The organism is Pseudomonas fluorescens, assembly GCF_002022275.1.
GTDB lineage: Bacteria > Pseudomonadota > Gammaproteobacteria > Pseudomonadales > Pseudomonadaceae > Aquipseudomonas > Aquipseudomonas fluorescens_AJ.
The window spans coordinates 15,465-42,058 of the sequence record NZ_MSDF01000017.1 but is presented as its reverse complement, the minus strand read 5'-3'; the positions used below and the strand labels follow the sequence as shown (position 1 = coordinate 42,058).

General features: G+C 60.4%; 24 protein-coding genes and 2 pseudogenes. 10 read left to right on the top strand and 16 right to left on the bottom strand.

Going from position 1 to position 26,594, the window contains the following annotated elements; genetic code table 11:
• Positions 1-100 precede the first annotated feature (100 nt).
• The 4 genes from BFW87_RS15130 to BFW87_RS15115 all read left to right on the top strand — a co-directional run bounded on the left by BFW87_RS15130 (position 101) and on the right by BFW87_RS15115 (position 4,377).
• The gene (locus tag BFW87_RS15130; RefSeq protein ID WP_078740592.1) at positions 101-934 is read left to right on the top strand and encodes an EamA family transporter; all 834 of its coding nucleotides are present in this window, start codon (positions 101-103) and stop codon (positions 932-934) included.
• Positions 935-1,033: 99 nt separating this feature from the next.
• Positions 1,034-2,863 (top strand): gamma-glutamyltransferase, encoded by a 1,830-nt coding sequence (gene ggt, locus BFW87_RS15125; protein WP_078740591.1) that lies wholly within the window; start codon positions 1,034-1,036, stop codon positions 2,861-2,863.
• A gap of 24 nt (positions 2,864-2,887) precedes the next feature.
• The gene (gene pgeF / locus BFW87_RS15120; protein WP_078740590.1) at positions 2,888-3,592 is read left to right on the top strand and encodes a peptidoglycan editing factor PgeF; all 705 of its coding nucleotides are present in this window, start codon (positions 2,888-2,890) and stop codon (positions 3,590-3,592) included.
• Positions 3,593-4,062: 470 nt separating this feature from the next.
• A complete protein-coding gene (locus BFW87_RS15115; RefSeq protein ID WP_078740589.1) occupies positions 4,063-4,377 on the top strand; it encodes a helix-turn-helix domain-containing protein in 315 nt (104 codons plus the stop codon).
• 27 nt (positions 4,378-4,404) lie between these two features.
• Here the strand turns inward: BFW87_RS15115 and ddlA are convergent, their stop codons facing one another.
• From ddlA to BFW87_RS15095, 4 genes are read right to left on the bottom strand one after another with little or no spacing between them, the layout of a single operon-like run.
• Positions 4,405-5,499 (bottom strand): D-alanine--D-alanine ligase, encoded by a 1,095-nt coding sequence (gene ddlA, locus BFW87_RS15110; RefSeq protein WP_078740588.1) that lies wholly within the window; start codon positions 5,497-5,499, stop codon positions 4,405-4,407.
• Positions 5,500-5,543: 44 nt separating this feature from the next.
• The gene (locus BFW87_RS15105; RefSeq protein ID WP_078740587.1) at positions 5,544-6,182 is read right to left on the bottom strand and encodes a LysE family translocator; all 639 of its coding nucleotides are present in this window, start codon (positions 6,180-6,182) and stop codon (positions 5,544-5,546) included.
• Between the two features lie 33 nt (positions 6,183-6,215).
• Entirely contained in the window at positions 6,216-6,437 is a 222-nt protein-coding gene (locus BFW87_RS15100) for a helix-turn-helix domain-containing protein (protein WP_078740586.1), read from the bottom strand.
• A gap of 7 nt (positions 6,438-6,444) precedes the next feature.
• Positions 6,445-7,008 (bottom strand): DUF2975 domain-containing protein, encoded by a 564-nt coding sequence (locus BFW87_RS15095; RefSeq protein ID WP_078740585.1) that lies wholly within the window; start codon positions 7,006-7,008, stop codon positions 6,445-6,447.
• 202 nt (positions 7,009-7,210) lie between these two features.
• Between BFW87_RS15095 and BFW87_RS15090 the strand changes: the two genes are divergently transcribed.
• Entirely contained in the window at positions 7,211-8,032 is an 822-nt protein-coding gene (locus BFW87_RS15090) for an AraC family transcriptional regulator (protein ID WP_078740584.1), read from the top strand.
• 3 nt (positions 8,033-8,035) lie between these two features.
• Here BFW87_RS15090 and BFW87_RS15085 read toward each other — a convergent pair whose 3' ends face one another.
• From BFW87_RS15085 to BFW87_RS15075, 4 genes and pseudogenes are all read right to left on the bottom strand, one after another.
• Complete coding sequence (locus tag BFW87_RS15085) at positions 8,036-8,611, bottom strand: flavin reductase family protein (RefSeq protein WP_078740583.1); 576 nt, start codon at positions 8,609-8,611, stop codon at positions 8,036-8,038.
• Between the two features lie 60 nt (positions 8,612-8,671).
• Positions 8,672-9,103 (bottom strand): annotated as a pseudogene (locus BFW87_RS32620) (methyl-accepting chemotaxis protein); the annotation flags it as partial.
• A 108-nt stretch (positions 9,104-9,211) separates the two neighbouring features.
• Positions 9,212-9,898: pseudogene (locus BFW87_RS32615) on the bottom strand (PAS domain-containing protein); the annotation flags it as partial.
• A gap of 195 nt (positions 9,899-10,093) precedes the next feature.
• Positions 10,094-10,426 (bottom strand): DUF2790 domain-containing protein, encoded by a 333-nt coding sequence (locus tag BFW87_RS15075; RefSeq protein WP_078740581.1) that lies wholly within the window; start codon positions 10,424-10,426, stop codon positions 10,094-10,096.
• Between the two features lie 226 nt (positions 10,427-10,652).
• Between BFW87_RS15075 and BFW87_RS15070 the strand changes: the two genes are divergently transcribed.
• From BFW87_RS15070 to BFW87_RS15060, 3 genes are all read left to right on the top strand, one after another.
• On the top strand, positions 10,653-11,972 hold the full coding sequence (locus BFW87_RS15070) for an OprD family porin (protein WP_078740760.1): 1,320 nt from the start codon (positions 10,653-10,655) through the stop codon (positions 11,970-11,972).
• Between the two features lie 342 nt (positions 11,973-12,314).
• A complete protein-coding gene (locus BFW87_RS15065; protein ID WP_078740580.1) occupies positions 12,315-12,989 on the top strand; it encodes a response regulator transcription factor PcoR in 675 nt (224 codons plus the stop codon).
• Positions 12,986-14,380 (top strand): heavy metal sensor histidine kinase, encoded by a 1,395-nt coding sequence (locus BFW87_RS15060; RefSeq protein ID WP_078740579.1) that lies wholly within the window; start codon positions 12,986-12,988, stop codon positions 14,378-14,380. The genes BFW87_RS15065 and BFW87_RS15060 overlap by 4 nt, the downstream gene beginning before the upstream one ends.
• Before the next feature lie 456 nt (positions 14,381-14,836).
• Here the strand turns inward: BFW87_RS15060 and BFW87_RS15055 are convergent, their stop codons facing one another.
• From BFW87_RS15055 to BFW87_RS15040, 4 genes are all read right to left on the bottom strand, one after another.
• Positions 14,837-17,971 (bottom strand): CusA/CzcA family heavy metal efflux RND transporter, encoded by a 3,135-nt coding sequence (locus BFW87_RS15055; protein WP_078740578.1) that lies wholly within the window; start codon positions 17,969-17,971, stop codon positions 14,837-14,839.
• 18 nt (positions 17,972-17,989) lie between these two features.
• A complete protein-coding gene (locus BFW87_RS15050) occupies positions 17,990-19,096 on the bottom strand; it encodes an efflux RND transporter periplasmic adaptor subunit (protein ID WP_078740577.1) in 1,107 nt (368 codons plus the stop codon).
• 18 nt (positions 19,097-19,114) lie between these two features.
• The gene (locus tag BFW87_RS15045) at positions 19,115-20,335 is read right to left on the bottom strand and encodes a TolC family protein (RefSeq protein ID WP_078740576.1); all 1,221 of its coding nucleotides are present in this window, start codon (positions 20,333-20,335) and stop codon (positions 19,115-19,117) included.
• 99 nt (positions 20,336-20,434) lie between these two features.
• Positions 20,435-21,340 carry a cation diffusion facilitator family transporter gene (locus BFW87_RS15040; RefSeq protein ID WP_078740575.1) on the bottom strand — a complete coding sequence of 302 codons (906 nt, stop codon included), beginning with the start codon at positions 21,338-21,340 and terminating at the stop codon, positions 20,435-20,437.
• Between the two features lie 216 nt (positions 21,341-21,556).
• On the opposite strand from BFW87_RS15040, the gene BFW87_RS15035 reads away from it, so the two are divergent.
• Positions 21,557-22,927 (top strand): GntT/GntP/DsdX family permease, encoded by a 1,371-nt coding sequence (locus tag BFW87_RS15035; RefSeq protein WP_078740574.1) that lies wholly within the window; start codon positions 21,557-21,559, stop codon positions 22,925-22,927.
• 3 nt (positions 22,928-22,930) lie between these two features.
• On the opposite strand, the gene BFW87_RS15030 is transcribed toward BFW87_RS15035, so the two are convergent.
• A complete protein-coding gene (locus tag BFW87_RS15030; RefSeq protein ID WP_078740573.1) occupies positions 22,931-24,220 on the bottom strand; it encodes an MFS transporter in 1,290 nt (429 codons plus the stop codon).
• A 185-nt stretch (positions 24,221-24,405) separates the two neighbouring features.
• On the opposite strand from BFW87_RS15030, the gene BFW87_RS15025 reads away from it, so the two are divergent.
• On the top strand, positions 24,406-25,824 hold the full coding sequence (locus BFW87_RS15025) for a short-chain fatty acid transporter (RefSeq protein ID WP_078740572.1): 1,419 nt from the start codon (positions 24,406-24,408) through the stop codon (positions 25,822-25,824).
• 23 nt (positions 25,825-25,847) lie between these two features.
• Here the strand turns inward: BFW87_RS15025 and BFW87_RS32610 are convergent, their stop codons facing one another.
• From BFW87_RS32610 to BFW87_RS15015, 3 genes are read right to left on the bottom strand one after another with little or no spacing between them, the layout of a single operon-like run.
• Complete coding sequence (locus BFW87_RS32610) at positions 25,848-25,961, bottom strand: HepT-like ribonuclease domain-containing protein (protein WP_439848386.1); 114 nt, start codon at positions 25,959-25,961, stop codon at positions 25,848-25,850.
• On the bottom strand, positions 25,913-26,215 hold the full coding sequence (locus BFW87_RS15020) for a HepT-like ribonuclease domain-containing protein (protein WP_439848385.1): 303 nt from the start codon (positions 26,213-26,215) through the stop codon (positions 25,913-25,915). The genes BFW87_RS32610 and BFW87_RS15020 overlap by 49 nt, the downstream gene beginning before the upstream one ends.
• On the bottom strand, positions 26,181-26,471 hold the full coding sequence (locus BFW87_RS15015; RefSeq protein ID WP_078740571.1) for a nucleotidyltransferase family protein: 291 nt from the start codon (positions 26,469-26,471) through the stop codon (positions 26,181-26,183). The genes BFW87_RS15020 and BFW87_RS15015 overlap by 35 nt, the downstream gene beginning before the upstream one ends.
• Between the last annotated feature and the right edge of the window lie 123 nt (positions 26,472-26,594).

Genomic DNA, 26,594 nt, shown 5'->3' with positions numbered 1-26,594 from the left:
ATACATAAAACTTCACGCCGCCCGCCCCTCCCACGCTCGCGACCTGCAGGCGTATCTGATACAAAACCGTGCCCACCCGCAACCTTGGACACCCTGACGCATGAGCCTCGACGTCTTCGCAGTCATCATGCTCGGCGCGCTCCTTCACGCCACCTGGAACGCCGTGGTCAAGGGCGGCAGCGACAAGCTGTTGACCACCTGCACGATCACGTCGGTGGCGGCGTTGATTGCGTTGGTGGTTATTCCGTTTCTTGAGCTCCCGGCGAAAGAGAGCTGGCCATTTATCGGCGCGTCGGTGGTGCTGCAAGTGGTGTATTTCGTGCTGGTCGCTTCGACGTACCGCATCGCCGACATGAGCCAGACCTACCCCATCATGCGTGGCACCGCGCCTCTGCTGGTGGCCACGGTCAGTGTGTTTCTACTCTCCGAAAAACTCTCTGCGTTCGCATGGCTCGGTATTGCGGTGATCTCTCTCGGAATCCTGAGCATGGCGGCAGCGCCTTCGGCAGGGCAAAGAAAGGGCCTGATTCTGGCATTGATCAACGCGGGGGTGATCGCGGGTTACACCCTTGTCGACGGGCTGGGCGTGCGCAAATCCGGCGCGCCAGCGGCCTATACGTTATGGATTTTTCTGCTGACCGGCATCCCCCTTGCCGCGTGGGCGTTGACCACCCGGCGCAGGTTGTTTTGCAGCTACATAACCCGTAACTGGCAGGTGGGCGTCGTCGGGGGCGTAGGGACAATAGCCTCATATGGCCTGGCACTGTGGGCGATGACAGCGGCGCCCATCGCCACTGTTTCGGCCCTGCGAGAAACATCGATTCTGTTCGGCGTGGTGATCTCGGCCTGGGTTCTGAAAGAGCACCTGACGCGCGTGCGTATCATCGCGGCGTGCATCATTGCTGCCGGTGCGATGGTGCTGCGTCTGGGTTGAGGGCGACCGCGTGATCATCTCGGGCGACGCGGTGCTCTACCCGCAAGGCACGATTTACCTGTAAAAAGAACAGCCCAAGGACAACAGATCATTCTCACAATGAACGGAGTTCAGCGCGTGTTTTCGATTTCCCGCCGTCAACTGTCGGCGATTGCCGCCGCCCTCGCCCTGGCTGGCTGTCACAGCCCGATCAATGAACAGCCTCCGGCACCGGAGCTGGGTTCGGGTTATCGCACCGACCTCACCACGCAGCACGCCGAAAGGCACATGGCCGCCGCCGCCAACCCGCTGGCAGCCGAGGCCGGGCGTGAGATGTTGCGCCAGGGCGGTTCGGCGATCGATGCGGCCATTGCGATGCAGGCCGTATTGACCCTGGTGGAGCCGCAGTCTTCCGGCATCGGTGGCGGCGCATTCATCATGCTGTGGGACGGGAAAAACGTGCATGCGTATGACGGTCGCGAAACGGCGCCAGCCGGTGCGACCGAGCGGTTATTCCTTAAGGCGGACGGCACACCGATGGCGTTCCCCGAGGCGCAGATTGGCGGGCGTTCGGTCGGCACGCCGGGCGTTTTGCGAGCACTGGAGATGGCGCATAAAAAAACCGGGCACCTGCCATGGGCCAAACTGTTCGAGCCGGCGATTCGTCTGGCGGAACAAGGTTTCGCGATTTCCCCACGCTTGCACAGCTTGATCGCGGCCGACCGCTACATCCCTCAGTCGCCCGACATGGCCGCCTACTTTCTGAACACCGATGGCACGCCGAAAGCCACCGGCACGTTATTGAAAAACCCGGCGCTGGCCACTGTGTTCAAACGCATCGCCAAGGAGGGCCCGGACGCGTTGTACCACGGGCCGATTGCCGATGAGATCGCGCGCAAGGTCCAGGGTCATCGCAATGCGGGCAGCCTGTCGCAGGCGGACCTTTCGGGTTACACCGCCAAGGAGCGCGCGCCCCTGTGCACCGACTACAAGCTATACCGCGTGTGTGGCATGCCGCCGCCGTCGTCGGGCGGGATCGCTGTCGCGCAGATACTGGGCACGTTGCAAGCACTGGAGAACCGCGACCCGGCACTGGCCATCTCAACGATGAAACCCGTGAAGAGCCCATCACCCGCAGGCTTTGAGCCCACGCCCGAGGCCGTGCACCTGCTCGCCGAAGCCGGTCGCCTGGCCTTCGCCGACCGCGGTTTGTACGTGGCCGACGCCGACTTCGTGCCGGTGCCAGTCGCAGGCTTGGTCGCCCCGGACTACCTGGCCAAACGCGCCACATTGATCGGCGAGCGCAGCATGGGCATCGCCAAGCCGGGCCAGCCAGCCGGTATTCAGGTCGCCTATGCGCCAGACCGCTCGCCGCTGCGCATCTCCACCTCGCAAGTGGTTGCAGTCGATGACGAGGGCGGCGCCGTGTCGATGACCACCACCGTGGAAGCGGCGTTCGGCTCGCACCTGATGGTCCAGGGCTTTTTGCTGAACAACCAGATGACCGACTTCTCGTTCATTCCCGAAGAAAACGGCCAACCCGTGGCGAACCGCGTCGAACCCGGCAAACGTCCGCGCTCGGCGATGGCGCCAACCCTGGTATTCGACCGCGCAAGCGGTGAATTACTCGCCACTGTCGGTTCGCCGGGCGGCTCGCAGATCATCGAATACGTGAGCAAATCCCTGGTGGCCATGCTCGACTGGAAACTCGACCCGCAAGCGGCCATCAACCTGCCCAATTTCGGCAGCCGCAACGGTGCCACTGAGCTGGAAGCGGGTATGTTCAGCCCGGCGCTCAAGCAAGCCCTCAGAGACAAAGGCCACGCGCTGAGTGAAATCGACATGACCAGCGGCATCCAGGCCATCGTGCGCACTCGGGATGCACAGGGCAAGGTGTCACTCAATGGCGGCGCCGACCCTCGGCGTGAAGGCGAAGCGGTCGGCGACTGAACCTTAATCAACGGAGAGCGCAACGTGCAGCAGGCAGACAATCTCGGCGCCATCCCCGGCGTCGACCATGGCTTTTGTTCGATCAATGACCCCTTGCGCCCGGATCAGGTGTTTTTCTGCAAGCAGGTGCACAGCGCGTCGGTGATTGAATGGCAGGCGGGCCAGGTGGCCAATACCCTCGAGGCCGACGGTGTATTCACCCGGTCGCTGCAGCCGGTTGCGGTGATTACCGCTGATTGCCTGCCAATCCTGATCGCCTCGAAAAACGGTGAAATCGTCGCGGCTATGCATGGCGGTTGGAAGGGGCTGCAAGGAGGGATTGTCGCGAACGCGGTGCAGCGCTTTACCGACGACGGGATAGCCGTGGACCAGTTGCAGGTGGCGATCGGGCCTTCGATCAAGCCGTGCTGTTATGAAGTCAGCGAAGGGTTTGTTGCGCAGTTTCAGGCGGACCAGCAGCACCTGTGGCATCACACGCAACCGGCGCCGGTGCTAGCGCCGGAAATGGCTCCGCCCCATGCCAGGCAAACCGGCAGTGCGTGGTTTGATTTGAGTGGGTATGGGGTGATGCTGTTGCTGGCAGCGGGGGTCAAGCGGGAGCAGATTGAGGTGAGTGACGTCTGCACTTATTGCTCGTCACCAACGTTTGCCAGCTACCGCAGGAGGACACACAACCCGCAGGAGGCGAAGACGTTGATTTATTCGTGGATTGCTCGCACAGGTCGTTGAGAGCGAACCTACAAACCACTCAGCCAAGCTCCTACCATAGGTGCAGCAAACAAAGTGCCATGTCATTTTTTGCGATAAAAAGTCCCTTGAGCTGCCGCTTTTCTCCTGCGATTTTCTGGCCCGCCCTTTCTTGCCAGAAGCTACGTCAAAGACGTAGAATTTCGTGTGCTGACGATCATAGAATCTCCGCTGTTCAGCAGGCTTTGGCCTGATTATTGGACGGAGGAGGAAAAGGTATTTTCATGGCTTTTTTAGCCAACTGCCCTGAAGCCGGAGCTGTCGTTCCAGGCTCAGGTGGCTGCCGAAAGGTACGCTGGAGCCTGGAGGGCAGAGGCAAGAGCGGGGCGGTGAGAATCATCTACACCACACACCTGGCTTGCGGGCTCTGGTAGCGCTGCTGATTTATGGAAAGGGCGCAACCGAGAATATTCCAGCGCATACCCTGTACAAAATCGCGAAGGAAATGAACCATGCCACTCACTGAGAAACAGCTGAAGGCGCGTGACTCCAAACGCAATATCGGCGATGAGCTACTGGCCGCCGTCAAGGATGTCAAAGCGGGACGTTACGGTACGGTGAACCAGGTTGAGATGACTCAAGCCGCGGAAGCAAGAAGCAGAACAGGCTTGTCCCAGCCCAAGTTTGCTGAGCTTTTGGGGGTTTCGGTAAGAACCCTTCAAGAGTGGGAACAAGGGCGTCGATCCCCCTCTGGGGCAGCACGCTCGCTACTGCACATTGCGGCCACAAGACCAGACGTTTTTCGGGAAGTACTCAGTAACGCCTAATGGCGTCACTGAGCCGTTGGGCGATCGTCAGCGGCTGATCTTCAGCCCCTTGCGCCCCGCATGCCGCTCCTGCGCCAGTTCAATCAACCGGCTCACCAGCTCGCTGTAACTCATCCCCGCCGCCTGCCACAGCTTGGGGTACATGCTGATGCGGGTGAAGCCGGGCAGTGAGTTGATTTCGTTGATCAGCACTTCGCCGTCGTCGGTCAGAAACACATCCACCCGCGCCAGCCCGGCACAACCCAGGGTCTCAAACGCTTCAATCGCCAAGCCGCGAATGCGCTCGCTGGCTTCATGGCTGATAGCTGCCGGCACCACCACTTGGGCGGCCTGGTCATCGATGTATTTGCTGTCGTAGGAATAGAAGCCGCTGCTCACTACGATCTCGCCGCAACCACTGGCGATGGGGTTTTCGTTGCCGAGTACGGCGCATTCGATCTCGCGCCCCTTGACGGCGGACTCCACCAGCACTTTCTCATCAAAGCCCAAGGCCAGTTCGACGGCGGCGTGATAACCGGCTTCGTCGGCAACTTTGCTCACGCCCACCGAAGAACCCTGGTTGGCAGGTTTGACAAACATCGGCAAACCCAGCTTGCTCACCGCCGTATCAAACGAAGTCCGCGCCGCATTGCCACGGGTCAGGGTGATGAACGGGGTCACGGCAATACCCGCGTCGCGCAGCAGGCGTTTGCTGATGTCCTTGTCCATGCACACCGCCGAGCCGAGCACGTCGGAGCCGACAAACGGCAGGTCGGCCATACGCAGCAGACCTTGCAGGCAGCCGTCTTCGCCGAGGGTGCCGTGCACGATCGGGAAGATTACGTCGATGTGTTGCAGCAGGCCCTGGCCGGACGTTTCAACCACTTGCTGGCTGGCCTTGCCCGGCACCACCGCCAGTTCGCGGTTGGACTGATTGAGCGCGATCAGCGCCGGGTTTTCCTGGTTGATCAGGAAATTCGACGTGTCGTTGAGGTGCCAGTGGCCGGCCTTGTCGATACCGATCAGCACCGGCTCGAAGCGCGAACGGTCCAGCGCGTCGACGATATTGCGCGCCGATTGCAGCGAGACTTCGTGCTCAGCCGAACGGCCACCAAAAATAATACCTACACGCACCTTGCTCATGACCCGGCCTCACTGTTGAAAGTAAGGCTTCTTACCACGGGCGATCAGCGATTCGCTACCAGATGTGCACCGAACAATACGTAACAACCACCGGCGAAGCGATCAAGCCACTTGCGCGAACGGCTGTAGAGGTTGGCCATGCGCTCGCTGGAAAACACCAGGGCAACGCTGGCATACCAACTGAACGACAAGGTGGCCATGACGATCACCGCCAACGCCAACAACATCGGTGATGGCGAAGGTGGCATGGTCGAAGCGAAAATTGTCGCGACAAACAGCGCAGACTTGGGGTTGGACAAATTGCCAAGCAACCCCAGTCGCCAAGCCGAAAACATCGAACGCCGAGGCTCATCCGGCAACAGGCTGCCGCCGCTGGCAGGTGCCGAACGCTTGAACAGTTTGAGCCCCAGGTAAATCAGATAGCAGCCGCCGATAATCTTGAACGCCAGGTACAACATGGGCGCAGCGGTGAACAACGACTTGATCCCCAGCCCACCCGCCAACCCCCACAGGATCGTCCCCGATGCGACGCCCGCCGAAGCCGCCACCCCATGCCGACGCGAACCGTTGGCTGCCAATTGAGCAATGTTGAAAAAGTTGGGGCCCGGCGTCACTACCGCGACGGTCCAGAGCAACGCCAACGATAACAACGGAGCGACGTATGGCAGGTTGGAGAACAGCATCGAATCATCTCTCTTTTTAACGTTGATAAACCGCTATTGCCGGGTTTCGGGCTCAGGCACGTGCACCAGCAGATCACCCGGCTGGCACTCGAGGTAGGCGCAAATCGCATCCAGCGTACCCAGCCGAATACCCTTGACCTTGCCTTGTTTGAGCAACGACAGATTCTGTTCGGTAATCCCGATGGCTGCAGCCAGATCCTTGGATTTGACCTTGCGCCGGGCAAGCATGACGTCCAGCTCAATCACAATGGGCATATCGATCTCAAACAAAAGTACGGTTTTCAGAATCCACTTCACTGGCCTGCCACAGGATACGCGCGATTACCGCGATGCAGGCGGCCAGAAACAGCGCCACGAAGCTGGGCATGGTCACACTCAGCGTGATCAACCGGTGGCCGACCGGTTCATTCATTGTCACCCAGACACTCAACAGGGGCTCACATAAAAAGTCCAGCAAGACCCAAATCGCCACAGCCTTGCCTACCTTGCCCAGGTGCGAGGCTGCCTTGCAGGAAAAATACTCGCCCCGTGCATAGCTCTGGAACAGCTTGCGCAGGTGGTTCAAACCGAGCGCCAGCGCCAGCAAAGGCACACTGGAGAGCACGATTGCACCCAGGATCTGCCACAGGGGAAACAAGGCAACCTGATCGACGCGCCCCTGGATCAGGCGGTCACTCAGTGCAAAGTTGAACCCAATCCCTTCGGATGAAGAACCCAAAACAGGGAACAGCCACCCGGCAGCGTTAAGGGCCAGCATGCTGATAATCAGCAACAGCGTGACCACTGACATGCGTTGGCTGAGCAGGGCAAGACGTTGGGTATTCATGGACGGCCTCTCTGATGGGGTGTGGAGGCAAAGTAGCGGATGAATTATCGTAAAACAATCATTTTTTATCGATAAATGATGTTTTTATGTAACCCATGGATATTGTCCCGCCCGACGGCGCTGCACAATCGTACAAGACCCCACCAGACAACCCACGCAGACTGGGTTAACGTGTTTCCATCTCTACATGTGACAAGCAACCATGGGCAATCCGACCCCTACCCTCGACTGGCTGCACCGCGCTCCGCACGCCAGCGGCCTGGACCGTATCGAGGCCTATTTCGCCGGCTTTGCGTTCGATCCCCATCGCCATGACACCTACGCCATCGGGCGTACGTTATTCGGTGTGCAGAGTTACCATTACCGCGGCTGCATGACCCACAGCCTGCCCGGCACGACCATGGTGATTCATCCCGATGAAAGCCATGACGGCCGCGCCAGCAGCGTGGAAGGCTTCAAGTACCGCATGATTTATGTGGAGCCGGCGCTGATCCAGCAGATTCTCGGCGGTAAACCGTTGCCGTTTATTCCCAACGGGCTGTCCACCGACCCACGGCTGTTCCGCGCCAGCGAAGTGCTGCTGCAAGGCCTGGATTGCCCGATTGATCCCCTGCAAGAGCAGGACGCGATGTTCGACCTCGCCCAGGCATTGAGCACTACGTCGGGGGAAATCATCAGCCGCAAATCCTTCGATTACGTGGCCGCCGAGCGCGCCCGGGAATTCATCCACAGCGCGCTGGGCCGCAGCATCACCCTGGATGAAATCGCCGACCATTGCGGCCGTGATCGCTGGGCGCTGTCACGGGATTTTCGTTTATTGTTCGGCACCAGCCCCTATCGCTACCTGACCATGCGCCGGCTTGACCTGGTGCGCAGCCTGCTGGCCCAGGGCCAATCGCTGGTAGACGCGGCGATGACCGCAGGCTTTACCGACCAGAGCCATATGACCCGGCAATTTCGCAGCACGTACGGCATGCCACCGTCGCGCTGGGTGAAGATGTCAGGTCGCTATCAGCGCGGGTAAGGGTTACAACTGACGCCCGACTACCGGCTCACCGATGGTCAGGAAGTTGCCGCCCGCCACATGGTGCAACGTGCGCAGTTCATCATGGCCATCAAAGTGCCAATGCCCCTCGCTGAACACACGCTCGTCGGCATAAGCCGCCACCACTTCACCGAGAAACAGATCGTAGGTCTGCTGGTTGTGAGGCTCAGGCAGCAGCCGACACTCAAGCCACGCCACGCAGCCTTCCAGCAACGGCGCTTCGGTGTGTTCGCCGTTGAAGGTGTGCAGGCCATACGTGGCGAATTTGTCGGTGTCGGCGCCGGTGATGTTGCCGACCGTTTGCACAAGGTCAGCCTGGGCAACGCAAGGCACCTGAAGCACAAAGGTGCCAGCGCCTTCCAGCAGTTGGCGGGTCCAGGTGGCCTTGTCCAGCACCACCGCGACTTTCGGCGGTTCGAAATCCAGTGGCATCGCCCAAGCGGCCGCCATGATATTGCGCTGGCCGTTGTGCGCTGCGCTCACCAGCACGGTCGGGCCGTGGTTGAGCAAACGGTAGGCCTTGGACAACGGAACGGGGCGACGGTGAGTAGGGCTCATGGAGGATCGGCTCTTCAAGCGAGAAAAAACCTACGATACCTCAAGCATGAGCCCCACGGGTCAGCTCGACAGCTGATTGGCGAACTGCCCCACTGCGCTGACGACTTTTTGCGCACCGTCCTGAATCTCCACAATCACCGTGCCCGCCTCAGCCGCCAGGGCAAGCCCGTGCTCGGCTTGCAGACGGCCATCCGTCATCAACGTGACGGCGTCGCGCGCCATGTCCTGGTTCTGACGGACCACGCCGACAATTTCCTCGGTGGCTTTGCTGGTGCGCGAGGCCAATTGGCGAACCTCATCGGCCACCACCGCAAAACCACGCCCCTGTTCCCCGGCGCGGGCGGCTTCGATCGCCGCGTTGAGCGCCAGCAGGTTGGTCTGCTCGGCGATGCCGCTGATGGTTTTGACGATGCTGCCGATCACTTGAGACTGGGCATTCAACGCTTCGATGCCTTCACCGGCCTGCTGCATGTGCTTGGCAAGATCACGCATCACATCCACCGCCTGGGTCACCACGGTGGTGCCTCGCTGGGCACTGCTGTCGGTTTGCAATGACGTGCTGTAAGCGATGTTCGCGGCTTCGGCCACCGCCTGCTCCTGGTTGACCTGATCGGTGATCACGGTGGCGAATTTGACCACTTTGTACAGCCGGTCCGTCGCGTCCAGCACCGGGTTATAGGTCGCCTCCAGCCACACCACGCGGCCATGACTGTCGACACGTTTGAAGCGCGACGCCACGAATTCACCGGCGTTCAGACGCTTCCAGAAGTTCTGGTACTCGGCACTGTTGTACTCCTCCGGATCGCAGAACATGCGGTGATGCTTGCCCTGGATCTGCGCCAGGCTGTAGCCCATGCCGGCGAGGAACCGATCGTTCGCGTTGAGTACGTGACCACCGAGGTCGAACTCGATGACCGCTGTGGAACGCACCAGCGCGGTGATCAGGTTTTCATGCTCGCGGGACGCCTCGATCGTGCGCGTGAGGTCGCTGGAGTAAATCGAAAAGTGCTTGATGCGCGCGTCCGGGCCCCGCACCGGCTGCACGATCGAACGCAACCACGCTTCCTTGCCGTTGCCGCGCATGATCCGCACGGTGCCGGCGAAATGTTCACCGCGCACCAGGGCATTCTTGAAGCGCTGCTGGAATTCATCCTGACGCAGGTGCGCCGGCACCAGCTCATCAATGTGGCGCCCCACGATGTTCGTCGACTGATAAGCCAGTTCCTGCAAGAAGTTGGCGTTCGCCCACTCCACCCGGCCTTCGGCGTCCAGCGTCAGGCACAGCATTTCGCTTTCCAGGCTCTCCTTGACCTGTTGCAAGCTGGACAATTCTTCGCGAAGAGCCGACAGCTCCTGCTTCAAACGGGTGTTGAACATGGGGCACCGATGGTCATTTGGGGAGATGGATCTGACCTGCATCGGCGCTGCCGGCATTTTCTGAAGAGCAATTCAGGCCTGCGCCCAACTCTTTTTTTGGATCCATTAACCGCCATTGTTTCGGCACACGCCCATCACTTGGTATTCAAGGGTATTGAGCGTGCCGCTGGAGTCTTCATAGGTCATGCGCGACGGCACCGGATTGCACGAACGGATCGGCGGCGTGACGTTGACCACCTTGGCAATGTCCAGCGTCATGCCGTAGCGATAGACCTGCACTTGAGGTGCCGGTTGGCCCTTTTTTTCGGCGTAAGCCGCCATGGCTTTCTCATTGCGCTCCATCATCAAGGCAAAGGTGCGATCCCCACCGCCTTCGGCCAAAGCGCCAAATGACAGCAGCGCCGCGAATACACCCAAAGCTAATTTGTAAAAGTTCATCTCAAGTTCCTCGACTGAAAAGTTCAGTGCCGAGACTAACGAGCGAACCCTGACGTAATGTTCACTAAAACATTACTTATCTGTTAGGTGGCCGTGAGTTTCCAGAATTGTAATGTTTGCGCAACTTCGCTGTTATCCGCCGTTTGCAACTATCAGCCCGGGCCAAATCAATAAGAACGCCCGCCTCTATAAGAAGCTGATCACTGCCAAGACCAAGGAGCGAAACATGCGTATTCGTCATTACACCCTTCCCTTTTCCCTGATCGTCGCACTGCCCATGGCAGCCACCGCCGCAGAAGAAAAACCTGAAGGCTTTATCGAAGGCAGCAGCGTGAACGTGCTGGCGCGTAATTTTTACTTCAATCGCGATGACCGCAAGGGCCAGTCCAGCCCCACCGGCAATGGTTATTCCGAAGCCTGGGCCCAGGGTTTGATCGGCAAGTTCGAATCCGGCTTTACCAGCGGCACGGTGGGGTTCGGCCTGGACGCGTTTGCCATGTACGGCCTGAAACTCGACTCGGGCACCGGCCGCAGCGGCGGCAAGGGCTCGTTCGGGGTGCTGCCGGTGGACAGCGACAACCATCCCGAAAGCGGCTACAGCAAATTCGGCGGCGCCGCAAAATTGCGCGTGCTGGACACGGTCATCAAGGCTGGCGATGTGTTTCCCGTCGTGCCGGTCGTGGCCGCGGGGGACTCGCGTTTACTTCCGGAGAGTTTCCGCGGGTTCACAGCGCAGAACACCAGCCTTGAGGGCCTGAGCCTGCAAGCCGGACGCTTGAGCGGCATGAGCCAACCCACCCAAAGTGGCATGAACAAAGGCTTCGCCACCTTTTATGCGGGCAAGGTCGATTCGCCATGGGTCGGCTACTTCGGCGGCGATTACCAGCTCAACAAACACCTCAGTGTCAGCCTGTACAGCAGCCGTTTGAAAGACGCCTGGGATCAGTACTATTTCGGCAGCGCCGCCAGCTACCCGCTCAACGATGACGTCTCACTGTTTGGCGACTTCAACTACTACAAAGCCGTCGATGAAGGCAAAAAGCTGCTGGGCGAATTCGACAACAACATCTGGAGTGGCAGGGTTGGCGTCAAGGTCGGCGCCCACAGCCTGGCCCTCTCGCACCAACGCAACAACGGCAATGACGACTTCGATTACCTGCGCCAATCGGATTCGATTTTCCTCAATAACTCAATCCAGTACAGCGACTTCAACTCGCCCAAGGAGCGCTCGTGGATGCTGCGTTACGACCTCGACATGCAGCCATTCGGCATTCCCGGCCTGTCGTTCATGACCCGCTACGCCAAGGGCACCGGCGCTGACTACAGCAATGCCAACGCGGTCTATATGCGCCGCGACGCAGCGGGTAACCCGCTGACCGATCAGCGCCGCTGGGAGCGGGATATCGAGGCCAAATATGTCGTTCAAAGTGGCAGCCTGAAGGATCTGTCGCTGCGCTTGCGCCAGGCCACCGTACGCTCCAGCGCTTTTGAATCCGACTTGGAGGAAGTTCGTGTGATTGTCGAATACCCGCTAGTGGCACTGTGAGCGATTACATTCGTTCGCCGTTAACTAACATCTGTTCACAAATAGCCAGTTATCAAAACTGTAACATTGAGCCCAGCTTCTCGTTAAGTTGAACTTTCTATACTCGCGTCAACTTATCTGCACTGAGCAACATTCATCTCTGAAGCTTTTTTGTAGCTCCTTTGGAAAGAGATGAATTTTTTACGCCCCACTGGGGCGTTTTTTTTGCGCGCCGACTTCAGTCGCGACCAATGGTCGCAGTTGACCCTGAAGCTACTTCACGGTTCAGAATTTTCCTACTCTCAAAACACTTGATTCCATAAGGAAATGGACCCTTCTCAATTCAGTAAAAGGTAAACCCCCATGCGTATCCTTGTGGTTGAGGACGAGCAGAAAACCGCCGACTACCTGCAGCAGGGCCTGAGCGAAAGCGGCTATGTCGTCGACTGCGCCTCGAATGGCATCGACGGCTTGCACCTCGCCGGGCAACACGCCTATGAGCTGGTGATTCTCGACGTCAATTTGCCAGGCAAAGATGGCTGGGAAGTGCTGGAACAACTGCGCCGCAACGGCACCCAACGCGTGATGATGCTGACCGCCCGTGGCCGGCTGGCCGACAAGATCAAAGGCCTGGACATGGGCGCCGATGATTACCTGGTCAAACCCTTCGAATTTCCCGAGTTACTGGCGCGGGTGCGCACGCTGTTGCGGCGCAGCGAGCATATCCCCCAGCCGGAGGTGTTCCGCGTTTCGGACCTCGAATTGGACCCCCGTCGCCATCGTGCCTACCGCGGCACCCGGCGTATCGACCTGACAACCAAAGAGTTCGCCCTGCTTCAGGTGCTGATGCGCCAAACTGGCGAAGTGCTGACGCGTACGCAGATCATTTCCCTGGTGTGGGACATGAATTTCGACTGCGACACCAACGTGGTAGAGGTCTCCATCAGCCGCCTGCGCGCCAAGGTGGATGACCAGAGCGAGGTCAAGCTGATCCACACCATTCGCGGCGTGGGCTACGTGCTGGAAGCACGTCAATGAGGACCAGCAGCCTGTCGATGCGCCTGGGTTTGACAGTCAGCGTGATGGGCGCGGGTTTGGTGCTGCTGCTGGCAACCCTGGCCTATCTCGCCCTCACCCATGAGCTGGAAAAACTGGCGCGCAAAGGCCTGGAAAGCAAGATGGAACAGATCCAGCACAGCCTCGCCCAAGGCCTGGACGCCCACGCTATCCGCGCCCGCCCGCATTCGCTGATGGACCTGGTGATCGGCCATGACAATTTCTACCTGACCATCGTCGGCACCGCGCCCGATGAAGCCGTTCTGCTGAGCATCGGTGCCAAACCTCAAGAGCCCTTGCTGACCAACTTTTCACCGCGAGAAACCCTGGGTTACCTGAACTGGACCGACAGCTATGACAACCGTGTGCTCAGCGCCTCCAGCCTGATGCGTCTGGCCAGTGGCGAACGTGTCCGCGTGTTGCTGTCCCTCGACCGCATGGACGACCAGGCGCTGCTCAGCGCTTACCTGCGCGCCACCGTGATCGCGCTGCCGATGCTGCTGATTTTGATCGGCATGGGCGCCTGGTGGCTGGTGCAACGAGGGCTCGCGCCATTGAAGCAGTTCAGCCATGTGGCGGCCAAAGTCACCACCCAGGACCTGACCCATCGTTTGTCGGTCGACAACCTGCCCCAGGAACTGGGCGAGTTGGCACAGGGCTTCAACGTGATGCTCAACCGGCTGGACGCGGGGGTGCAGCGGCTGTCGCAGTTCTCTGACGACCTCGCCCATGAACTGCGCGCGCCCCTGACCAACCTGATGGGCAAAGCCCAGGTCACGCTGTCACGCCAGCGGCCGCCGGAAGAATACAAAGCAGTGCTGGAATCCAACACAGAGGAATTGGAGCGCCTGGGGCGTATCGTTTCCGACATGCTGTTTCTGGCGCAGGTCAGCCACCCGGCGGCCCGGGCGTCGTTCATAGAGGTGTCGCTGGCAGATGAAGCCCATCGGGTGATGGAGCTGTTTGCCCTGAGTGCCGAAGACAAACAACTGACCCTGACCTTAAGTGGCGATGCCAACGTACAAGGCGATCGCTTGATGATTCAGCGCGCCCTTTCCAACCTGCTGTCCAACGCCATTCGTCATACACCAGCAGGCTCACACATTTCTTTGCTGGTGGAGGCCTATGGCGACTGCGTGTCGGTGACAGTCAGCAACCCGGGCCCCGGGATTGAAGCACAGCACCTGCCGCACCTGTTCGAGCGCTTCTATCGTGTCGACAGCAGCCGCGCCCGCACCGAAGGCGGCACCGGCCTGGGCCTGGCCATCGTGCGCTCGATCATGACCTTGCACCAAGGCCAGGCTGACGTGCGCAGCCTGCCCGGCGGGTTCACCTTATTTCGCCTGGTATTTCCTCTGATGCCAGTGGGTTAAAGCTCAACAGCTTTCTCTCACATTTGAATTGAAGTGCCCTCTCAAGACAGATGCAGTTCCTGTGGGAGCCGGGCTTGCCCGCGATGGCGGTGGAGCAGTCAGCAATGATGTAACTGATAGACCGCCATCGCAGGCAAGCCAGCTCCCACAGTAGATTTGTGTCGCCGGGTAAATCGCGCCCGACTTAAGGTCTATCGGTGCACAGAAATTCAACAAACACCACCAATCAAATGTGGGAGCCGGGCTTGCCCGCGATGGCGGTGGAGCAGTTAGCAATGAGGTGACTGATAGACCGCCATCGCAGGCAAGCCAGCTCCCACAGTAGATTTGTGTCGCCGGGTAAATCGCGCCCGACTTAAGGTCTATCGGTGCACAGAAATTCAACAAACACCACCAATCAAATGTGGGAGCCGGGCTTGCCCGCTCCCACAGTGGATCGTGGGTGTTCAACGGGGATCACTCTTCCTTGCGATGCGCCCATTGATACAACGCCGGCAGCACCAGCAAGGTCAGCAAGGTTGAAGAAATAATCCCGCCGATTACCACTGTCGCCAATGGACGCTGCACTTCGGCGCCGGTGCCGGTGGCCAGGGCCATGGGGATGAACCCGAGGGATGCCACCAGCGCCGTCATCAATACCGGGCGCAGGCGGGTCAGCGCGCCTTCATTGATCGCCACCGACAACGAGCGCCCTTCCTCGCGCAGGTTGCGGATAAAGGCAATCATCACCAGTCCGTTCAGCACTGCCACGCCAGACAGCGCAATAAAACCTACCCCCGCCGAGATAGACAGCGGAATATCGCGCAGCCACAGCGCCATGATCCCGCCGGTCAGCGCGAACGGAATCCCGGTAAACACCAGCAGACCGTCCTTGAGGTTGTTGAACATCATGAACAGCAACCCGAACACCAGCAGCAACGCCACCGGCACCACAATGCGCAGACGCTCGGAGGCTTCCTTCAACTGTTCGAACTGCCCGCCCCAGGTGGTCCAGTAACCCGCCGGCACTTTCACCTGAGCGGTGATCGCAGCCTCAGCCTCTTCCACAAACGAACCAATATCGCGCCCGCGCACGTTGGCGCTGACGATCACCAGGCGCTTGCCGTTTTCACGGCTGATCTGGTTCGGGCCCAGCACGAGGTCAAGGCTGGCGACCTGGGACAAGGCGATAAAGCCCAGCTGCCCGGACGCGTTGCCTGCCAGCGCCGGTACGGGAATCAATAACCGCGACAGCCCGTCGATGTCCGTGCGCAATGCGTCGGACAAGCGCACCACCATGTCGAAACGCCGGTCACCTTCGTACAACGTACCGGCCTGACGTCCACCCACCGCAACGGCAATGGTGTCTTGCACATCGCCCACATTCAGACCAAAACGCGCGGCCTTGTCGCGGTCGATATTGATGGTCAGCACTGGTAAACCCGATGTTTGCTCCACCTTCACTTCCGAGGCGCCACCGAGTTTTTGCAAGGTCTCGGCGATTTCCCCGGCGGTCTTGTTCAGCACCGCCATGTCATCACCAAACACCTTTACTGCTACATCGCTGCGTACGCCGGAAATCAGCTCGTTGAAGCGCAGCTGAATCGGTTGCGACAGTTCGTACGCACTGCCCGGCACAATCGCACTGGCGCGCTGGATATCGGCGATCAGCATTTCGCGGGACTTCTTCGGGTCCGGCCATTGGTCCTTCGGCTTCAGCATGACGTAGCTGTCGGAAATATTCGGCGGCATCGGGTCCGAGGCGATTTCCGCAGTGCCGGTACGCGCAAAGACCCGCTCGATTTCCGGCACCTGGGCCATCAAGGTTTTTTCCAACTGCTGCTGCATCTGCACCGACTGCGTAAGGCTGGTGCCCGGCACGCGCAGCGCCTGCTGGGCGAAGTCACCTTCACTCAGACTGGGGATAAATTCGCTGCCCATACGGCTGGCGACCAACCCCGAGGCGACGATGGTCAGTACCGCCAGACCAAACACCAGCGGGCGGCGTGTCATGACCCAATCCAGCACGGGCGCATAGGCCCGGCGTGCGGTGCGCATTACCAGGTTTTCTTCTTCCTTGACCTTGCCGGTCACAAACAGCGCAATCGCGGCCGGCACGAAAGTCACCGACAAAATCATCGCGCCAAGCAGGGCAATGACTACCGTGAAAGCCATCGGGTGGAACATTTTCCCTGCCACGCCGGTGAGGGCAAAAATCGGCAGGTACACGACCATGATGATCAACTGCCCGAAGATCAGCGCGCGCCGGGCTTCCTTGGCCGCCGCGAACACTTCGTGCAGGCGCTCGCTGCGGGTCAACAACCGCCCGTGACGTTGCTGCGCATGGGCCAGGCGGCGAATGGCGTTCTCGACGATTACCACCGCACCGTCGACGATGATGCCGAAGTCCAGCGCGCCAAGGCTCATCAGGTTGGCGCTGACCTTGTTGGTGAACATGCCGGTAAAGGTGAACAGCATCGCCAACGGAATCACCATCGCGGTGATCAGCGCCGCGCGGATGTTACCGAGGAACAGGAACAGCACGGCGACCACCAGCAGCGCGCCTTCGAAGAGGTTTTTCTTGACGGTGGCAATGGCTTTTTCGACGAGGTTGGTGCGGTCGTACACCGTGACAGCCACCACGCCTTCGGGCAGCGAACGGTTAATTTCCTCAAGCTTTTTGGCCACCGCCAGGGACACGGTGCGGCTGTTTTCGCCGATCAACATGAACACCGTGCCAAGCACCACTTCACGGCCATTTTCAGTGGCGGCGCCGGTGCGCAACTCACGGCCGATTTCGACCTGCGCCACATTGCGCACCCTAATCGGCGTGCCGTCCGAGGTGGTGATGACAATGTTCGCAATGTCATCGATGGACGCCACTTGCCCCGGCGCGCGGATCAACAGTTGCTCGCCGCTGCGCTCGATGTACCCGGCGCCGACGTTGGCGTTGTTGCGCTCCAGCGCCGTGACCAAATCACCCAGGGTCAAGTTGTAGGCCGCGAGGCGCTTGGGGTCCGGCGCGATCTGGTATTCCTTGGCGAAGCCACCAATAGTGTTGATCTCGGCCACACCCGGCACGTTGCGCAGTTGCGGCTTGATGATCCAGTCCTGGATTACGCGCAAATCGGTCGGCGTGTAGGCCGTGCCGTCATCCTTCAGCGCGCCGTCTTCGGCTTCCACGGTCCACAGGAAAATTTCCCCAAGCCCGGTGGAGATCGGCCCCATCGCGGTCTCGATGCCGATGGGCAATTGCTCGCGCGCATTTTGCAGGCGCTCGTTAACCAATTGGCGGGCGAAGAACAGGTCGGTACCGTCCTTGAAAATCACCGTGACCTGGGACAATCCGGAGCGCGACAACGAACGTGTCTGCTGCAAACCCGGCAACCCGGCCATGGCGGTTTCGATGGGAAAGGTAATGCGTTGCTCGGTCTCCAGCGGCGAAAACCCGGCCGCCGCCGAGTTGATCTGCACCTGCACATTGGTAATGTCGGGCACCGCGTCGATGGGCAGCTTCTGGTAACTGGCGATGCCGACACCGGCCATCAACAGCACCGCCAGCAGCACGATGATGCGCTGCTCGATGGCAAATTGGATAAGGCGCTCAAACATGGGGAATCACTCGCAGGATCAATGGGCGTGTTCGGCCGAGCCTTTGCCCAGTTCGGACTTGAGGATGAAGCTGCCGACGGTGGCCACCTGCGCCCCGGCGTCGAGCCCCTTGCGCACTTCGACGTAGCCGTTTTCACTCACGCCCAGTTCAAGGTGGCGCGTGATGAAACCTTCGGGGGTGCGCACAAATACCGAGGGCTTGTCCTCGACGGTCTGGATCGCGGTTTGCGGGACAGTGACCTTGGCCTGATAGGTGTCGGTGGCCACCTGCACTGTCACAAACAGGCCCGGGCGCCAGGCGTCATCGGGGTTGGGCACGGTCACGCGCACGCTCGCGGTACGCGTTTGTTCGCCGAGCAAATTGCCGACGTAGGCCACTGTGCCAAGCACTTCCGTGCCCATTTCCGTGGAACTGACCTTCACCGGTTTGCCCACGCGAACCTTGTTCAAGTCCTTGGGAAACACGCCGAACGTGACCCACACCTGGGACAGGTCCGAGAGCGTAAAGGCGTTGCTGGTTTCGCTAACCACCTCACCGACGCCGAGATGCTTTTCCACCACGATGCCGGGGAACGGCGCGCGCAATTCATAGCGATTGCCGCCGGCCGCTACCGCGCTGCCACTGAGCGCGGTCATTTTTTGGCGAGCGTTATTCAGGGCGATTTCAGCCTCTTGCAAGGTCTGGCGCGCCAGCAGGTAATCCTGCTCGGCGGATATTTCGGCTTCCCACAATTGGCGCTCGCGCTGGAAGGTGGTACGCGCCAGCTCGACCCGCCGCGCACTGGCGGCCAGCTCGCTGCGCTGATCGGAAATCTGTTGGCTGGAAATCACCGCCAGCACGTCGCCCTTTTTCACCGATTGCCCGAGATTGACCTTTACCGATTCCACCACGCCCGCCGCACGCGGGACGATGTGCGAGGTGCGGTCTTCGTCAAAGCGCACTTCACCGGGCAGCGTCAGCATCGTACTGATCGACCGGGGTTGAGCCTGGGCGAGTTCAATACCGGCAGCCTGGATCTGCTGCTCGGTGAGTTCGAGTGCACCCTCTTCCTCGTCAGCCCTTACAAAGCCGGACAGCATCAGGCCCAGGGCGATGGCAAGCGCCACGCCGTGTGTGTTGTTCATAGAAGACTCCTGGAAAATTCAAAAGCGGGCGAGGTCGCCGTAAATCCGTTCGATGCGCACCCAGGCGTCAGTGGCCTGGGCGGTCGCTGCGAGGTATTGGGTGCGCGCCGCGATCAAGGTGCGCTGGGCGTCGAGTACATCGATGAAGTTGAACTTGCCCATCTCGAAGCCACGGGTGGCGCTGTCTACCGCGCTTTGGGCGGCAGGCAGGATCTGCCCGTTGAAGGCCTGCACCTCGGTGTTCGCGGTTTGCCACAGGTCGAGGGCCTGGCGGGTTTCAGTGCGCAGGCGCAATTCAGCGGCGTTGCGCAGGTCGCGGGACTGGTCGGCGCGACGGCTGGCGGCGAGCACGTTGCCCTGGTTGCGGTTGAACAGCGGGATCGGCATCGACACGCCCACCAGATTCACCCGCTCGCGCACGCTGGCGTCGTACTGGCTGCCGATGGAGACATCAAGATCAGGAATGCGCTGGGCTTTTTCCAGGCCGACGCTGGCTTCACTTTGCAGGATCTGCAGTTCGGCCAGACGCAGCTCGGTGGTTTGCTCAAGGCGCGCCAGCAACTGCGCCGTGGGCGGCAACGGTGGCGCCGATTGGCTCGGTGTGGCGACGGATTGAAAGTCGGGAGCCGCGCTGCCGGTGCTCGCGGCGAGGCGGCGATACGCATCGGTGAGGCCGATCTGCGCCCGGTTGAATTCCAGGCGGATTTCCGACACCTGCACTTGCGCGCGGGTGGCTTCCACAGGCGAAGCCTTGCCAGCGGTAACACGCCCCTTGGCGACCACCAACCCACGCTCAGCCAATGCCAGGGAGCGCTGCGCCAGCTCCAGTCGTTCCTGGGCACGAAGGGCACCGTAATAGCCGTCGATCACATCAGCACGCAGGCCGTTTCGGCGCTGCTCCAAGGTCAATGCCGCCGCGTCCTGGCCGCGCTCGGCCACCTCAATCCGTGCACCGCGCTTGCCGCCCAGTTCCAGGGTCTGGCTGAGCTTGATGGAGGTGGTGCGCGAATTGCGGCGGGTGTCTTCAGCGTCCCAGGAGGCGACCGGGTTGGGGATCAACCCGGCCTGCTGGCGTCCGCCCTGCGCGATATCAATTTCCCACTGCGCGGCCGCCAGGTCCGGGTTGTTGGCGAAAGCGGTTTGCAGGGCCGAATCGAGGGTGAGGGTTTGTGCCTGGGCGGCGCTTGCGACGCACCACAATGCCATCGCCCCCAACAGTGTTCTAACGGAAAGTGCCATAACGAAAATTCCACGCCCATGAAGTCGCTGAGGTTTCCCAGCGGGGGCAATGTAGCTTTCGGTACTTATCGGGGCGGTGGAGGGAAGATTACAAATCCGTCAGGCATGCACCTCGTCATGGTCGTCATGCTGAAAACCTTCGCCTTCGACCTGAAGCGTTGCGTGGGAAATATCGAATTGTTCGTGCAGCAATTCCGTCACCAGCGTGAGGATTTGTGGCTCGGTGCCTTGGGACGAATCCGCGACCAGGTGCGCACTCAGTACGTTCTTACCGCTGGTCAGGGCCCAGATGTGCAAATCGTGCACGTCTTTGACACCAGGCACACCGCGAATCGCCTGCTCGACCTGATCGATATCAATCCCGTCCGGCACGCCTTGCAGCAACACGTTCATGCTCTCCTTGAGCAGCGTCCAGGTACGCGGCAGCACCCAGAAACCGATGGCCGCCGCCACCACGGAGTCGACCCAACCCCAGCCGGTGAGCATGATCACGACCGCTGCGATGATCACGCCAATGGAGCCAAGCATGTCGCTCCAAACCTCCAGATAGGCGCCCTTCACGTTCAGGCTCTCGCCACTGGCGGCACTGAGCATACGCATGGAGATCAGGTTGACGATCAGCCCCAGCACGGCAATCACCAGCATGCCGGTGGACTGGATTTCAGCCGGCGCCTGTAGCCGTTGCCAGGCCTCGTAGAGGATGTAGAACGCCACGGCGAACAGCAGCAGCGCATTGAAGGCCGCCGCCAGAATCTCGAATCGTGCATAACCAAACGTGCGTTTGCGGTCGGCCGGGCGCTTGGCAACCTGGATGGCGACGAGGGAAATCGCCAGGGCCAGGGCGTCGGTCATCATGTGCGCAGCGTCGGACAGCAGCGCCAGGCTGCCGGTGACGAAGGCGCCGATGACCTCGGCAATCATGAAACTGCCGGTCAGCCCCAGGGCCATCCATAACTTGCGTTCGTGGCCAGCGCGTACTTGGGCGTGGCTGTGTCCTGCGCTCATGAAAAGTCCTCGTGTTAAGTAGTCCGTTGATCATAGAGCTATAGGCCAAATACCTGGGCACAGGTTGCAAACTTGTCATCCGCCCGCCAGCGCGCCGTTAAATTGATCGCACCAAAATCGCACAAGAGCGCGCTGAGACGGTTCTATCAGGTATGCTTTTCAGGCAGGAAACAAAAAGAAACAATTTAGCCAACCTGTTCGATAAGGAGTCCCGTTTTGGAGTTATCGACTGCCGCGTGGATGGTTCACGACACCCGCCTCATGTTTTGTGTATTACTGGCCATCGTCAGCATCATCGTGCTGATCAGCGCGACCAAGCTGCCGCCGTTTCTGTCGATTCTGATCGGTACGTTTATCGCCGGTGTGGGCGCTGGCCTGCCACCGGAAGAGGTTGCCAAGGCTTTCAGCAAGGGCGCCGGGGCAATCCTCGGTGAAGCCGGGATCATCATTGCCCTGGGCTCGATGCTCGGCGCGCTGATGGCCGAATCCGGCGCGGCTGACCGCATTGCCACCACCCTGCTGGGGTTGGGCAAGGGCAAGTCATTGCCGTGGGTGATGGCGCTGGTGGCGATGGTGATCGGTTTGCCGCTGTTCTTCGAAGTGGGCCTGGTGATGATGGTGCCGATCATCTTCGTCATGGCCAAACGTTCGAACCAGCCGCTGCTGAAAATTGCCATTCCGGCGCTGGCGGGCATGACCACCCTGCACGCGTTGATGCCGCCGCACCCGGGGCCGCTGATTGCGGTGAGCGCGTTGCACGCCGACTTGGGCCTGACCATGTTGCTGGGCTTCTGCCTGGCGGTGCCTGCGGTGATTCTCGCGGGCCCGATCTACGGCAATTGGCTGTCCAAGCGCTTGCATGTGGATGAACCCGCCGACATCGGCGCGCTGTTCAGCGCGCCGCCCAAGGCACCGCGCCAGCCGAGCTTCGGCGTTTCCTTGCTGATTATTTTGTTGCCGGTGATTCTGATGCTCGGCAGCACCTTGGCCAAGGTCGCTATGTCGCCGGAAAACCCGCTGGCACTGACCTTGAAATTCCTCGGTGAACCCTTGATCGCCCTCGGCCTGGCGGTGATTGCCGCCGTGATCTGCCTGGGCTGGGCAGCCGGCATGCCGCGCGCAGAGGTCGGCAACACCCTGCGCAAGGCCCTCGCGCCGATCGCCGTATTGTTGCTGACCATCGGTGCCGGTGGCGGCCTCAAGCAAACCCTGCTGGACGCCGGCGTGAGCCAAACCATCAGCAAGGTCGCTGAAGGCGCGCACATGCCGTACCTGCTGCTGGCCTGGTTGATCGCCGTGGCGTTGCGCCAGGCCACGGGTTCGGCCACTGTCGCCACGACCACCACGGCGGGGATTCTCGCGCCGATGATGGCCGGGCTGGCGGCGACGCAAAGTTCATTGGTAGCGCTGGCGATCGGTGCAGGCTCGGTGTTCTTCTGCCACGTCAACGACGCCGGCTTCTGGATGGTGCGTGAGTACTTTGGTTTGCAGCTGAAACAGACGATCTGGGTGTGGTCGGTGTTGCAGACGATTGTGTCCGTGGTCGGCCTGATCGGCACGCTGCTGCTCTGGCACTTTTTGACGTAACCCTCAGGCGGCCAAGGTGTGGCGCTTGCCAAACAGCGCCACACTCGCCACCCCCACCGCCCCCATCACCACGCAATAGCCCACGCAAATCCACGGACTGGTCGGCATCAACGCAATCAAGAGCAACGGCGTGGTACTCGCCCACAGCGCGTAGGCAATGTTGTAGGTGAAGGAAATCCCTGACACCCGCACCTGTGCCGGGAACAGCCCGACCATCACCGACGGCACCGCGCCGACGACCCCGCAACTCAAACCCGCCACGGCATACGCCGCGCCCAGCCACACGCCACCGCTGATCAGGCTTGCGTACAGAACCGCAATGCCCACCGGCAGCAACAGGCTGTAGACCAGCACCGCGCGCCAGGCGCCGATCCGGTCCACCAGCAGGCCGGCCAGTACGCAACCAATGTTTAGAAAGACGATGCCCAGCGCGCTCAAGGCGAAGGTGTGGCTGGGGGTCATGCCGAAGGTCTTTTGCATCATGGTCGGCGTGATGACCACAAGCACCACCACGGCGGAAGTCAGCACACAGGTCAGGATCATCGCTGGCAGCAGCACGGCGCGGTGGTCGCGCAATACCGTGCGCAGTGGCATTTCGGCGGCGGCCTGGCGGCGGGCCTGCATTTCCAGGAACACCGGGGTTTCGCTGAGCCAGCGGCGCAGCCACACGCCGATCACGCCAAATACGCCACCGAGAAGGAAGGGAAAACGCCAGGCATAGTCGAGGATTTCGGCCGGGGTGAAGACTTGCGCCAGCAAGGTCGCGGTGAGTGCACCGAGCAGGTAGCCAAAGGTCAGGCCGGCTTGCAGAAAGCCCAGGGCGTAGCCGCGATGGTTGCGCGGTGCGTGTTCGGCGACAAAGGTCCAGGCGCTCGGCACTTCACCGCCGACCGCCGCGCCCTGCAGCACGCGCAGCGCCAGCAGGATCAGCGGGGCAAAATAACCGATGTGCGCGTAGGTCGGCATGATCCCGATCAGCAGGCAAGGCAAGGCCATCATCAGGATGCTCAGGCTGAACACCCGTTTGCGCCCCAGGTGATCGGCGAAATGTGCCATCAGGATGCCGCCCAGTGGGCGCGCCAGGTAGCCGGTGACGAAGATGCCGAAGCTTTGCAGCAGGCGCAGCCATTCGGGCATTTCCGGCGGAAAGAACAGTTGGCTGAGGGTCAGCGCGAAGAAGACGAAGATGATGAAGTCGTAGATTTCCAACGCACCGCCGAGGGCGGCCAGGCCCAGGGTTTTGTAGTCGGAGCGGGAAAAACGCTGCGCCTGTGGGGAAAAGGTGGCAGTCATGTGAAGGCTCGGCAGACAAACAAAATGGCGTGCAGGTTATGAGTTGAGCCAGATGATGGCAATCGCGGCAGATATATTTGTTTTCCTCATGGATCGATGAAGATAACTGCATTCCCATATCAATGGCCGTAGCGGAACATGCCGGAAAACTGCCAACACCCTAATAAATACAAGAGGTAGAACCTGTGGCCGATGCTATCGAAGAAAGCCGCTATGCCCGATTTGCCCTGCGCTGTTCCAACTTTGCCGAGCGCTGGTTTCCCGACTCCTGGGTGTTTGCCGCCCTCGCCGTGATCATCGTCGCCGTGGCGACCCTGGGCATGGGCGCCGCGCCGACTGAAGCCGCCAAAGCCTTTGGTGACGGGTTCTGGAGCCTGATCCCGTTCACCATGCAGATGGCCTTTGTGGTGATCGGTGGTTATGTGGTGGCCAGCTCGCCGCCTGCGGTGAAACTGATCGACCGTTTGGCACGCATCCCGAAAAACGGCCGCTCGGCCGTGGCTTGGGTCGCGTTGATTTCCATGGTCGCGTCCTTGCTCAACTGGGGCTTGTCCCTGGTGTTCGGCGGTTTGCTGGTGCGCGCACTGGCCCGCCGTACGGATTTGCGCATGGATTACCGCGCGGCCGGTGCCGCGGCATACCTGGGGCTTGGCGCGGTGTGGGCGCTGGGGCTGTCGTCGTCGGCTGCGCAATTGCAGGCCAACCCGGCGAGTTTGCCGCCGTCGATTCTGTCGATCACCGGGATGATCCCCTTCACCGAGACCATCTTCCTGTGGCAATCCGGCGTGCTGTTGCTGGCGCTGATCGTGGTGTCGCTGATCATCGCCTACGCCACCGCGCCGGGCCCGAACAGCGCGCGTGATGCCAAGGCCTGCGGCGTCGACCCGGCGTTCAATCTGCCCAAGATACAAGCGCCGACCCGCCCGGGCGAATGGCTGGAACACAGCCCGTTGTTGACCATTTTGCTGGCGCTGCTGGCCGCCGGCTGGCTGTTCCATGAGTTCTCGACCAAGCCGGCGATCAGCGCCATCTCGGGGCTCAACACCTATAATTTCCTGTTCATCATGGTAGGCGCCCTGCTGCACTGGCGCCCGCGCAGCTTCCTTGATGCCGTCGCCCGCGCGGTGCCGACCACCACCGGCGTGCTGATCCAGTTCCCGCTGTACGGCTCGATCGCCGCATTGATGACGGTGGTCAAGGGCGGCGACGGCCAGACCCTGGCGCACCATATCTCGCTGTTCTTCACCTCCATCGCCTCCCACGACACTTACGCGCTGTTAATGGGCGTGTACTCGGCGGTGCTCGGCTTCTTTATTCCGTCGGGCGGCGGCAAGTGGATCATTGAGGCGCCCTACGTGATGCAGGTGGCCAATGACCTGCAATACCACCTGGGCTGGGCGGTGCAGATCTACAACGCCGCCGAGGCGCTGCCGAATTTGATCAACCCGTTCTATATGCTGCCGTTGCTGGGCGTATTGGGGTTGAAGGCGCGGGATTTGATCGGGTTTTCGTTTGTGCAGTTGCTGGTGCACACGCCGTTGGTGCTGTTCTTGCTGTGGGCGTTGGGGACGACGTTGAAGTATTTGCCGCCGGTGATGCCGTAATCAACCGCTGAAAGCAGATGCTTTCAGGCTGGAGAGCCAGGAAGGCGCTCCAGCAAATCAGGCAATGCGCTTTGGATGGTTTCCCAGACTACGTCGAGGTTGATATCAAAGTAACCATGGGCGATCCGGTTGCGCATACCACGCATGCTGCGCCAAGGGATTTGCGCATGACTGGCAGCGAAATCCGGAACTGATCCATGATCTTGGTGGATGCCTCGCCAATGATGATCAAGCTCATCACCACCGCTTGCTGGGTGCGCCTGTCTTCCAGAAACGCTTCTTTGCTCAAACCCTCAACAAAGCAGATCGCGTCAGTAGTGGCTTGCCTGATGTGCTCCAGATAATGCGGCTGATTGTCATACTGGCCGCGCCTCTGCCAACACTGCCGCACGAAACTTTACAGGCAACTCAGCCGGTGTCAGTAAGTCCACACTGACTCCGAGCAAATCCTCAAGCTCGACCTGAAGGCCACCCAGATCAAACAGCGTGGTTCCCGGCGGAGCATCGACCAAAAGATCCAGATCACTGCCTTCCTGATCTGTGCCCGTCAGAACAGACCCAAACACTCTTGGATTTGAAATACGAAAACGGCACACGACTTCTCTGACAGCAGCTCTTTGCAGATCAAGGGCGGTTGAAGGCTTCACGGTTCACCTCGGTGACATCCAATATTGGGTGAGTCTAGCAGTGCAGGGGGCGGCTCGACACGTCCCCGACGATCACGCTACTGTCTTGTTTTCGTCACATTCCATTGCTACCGTCCCGAGAAA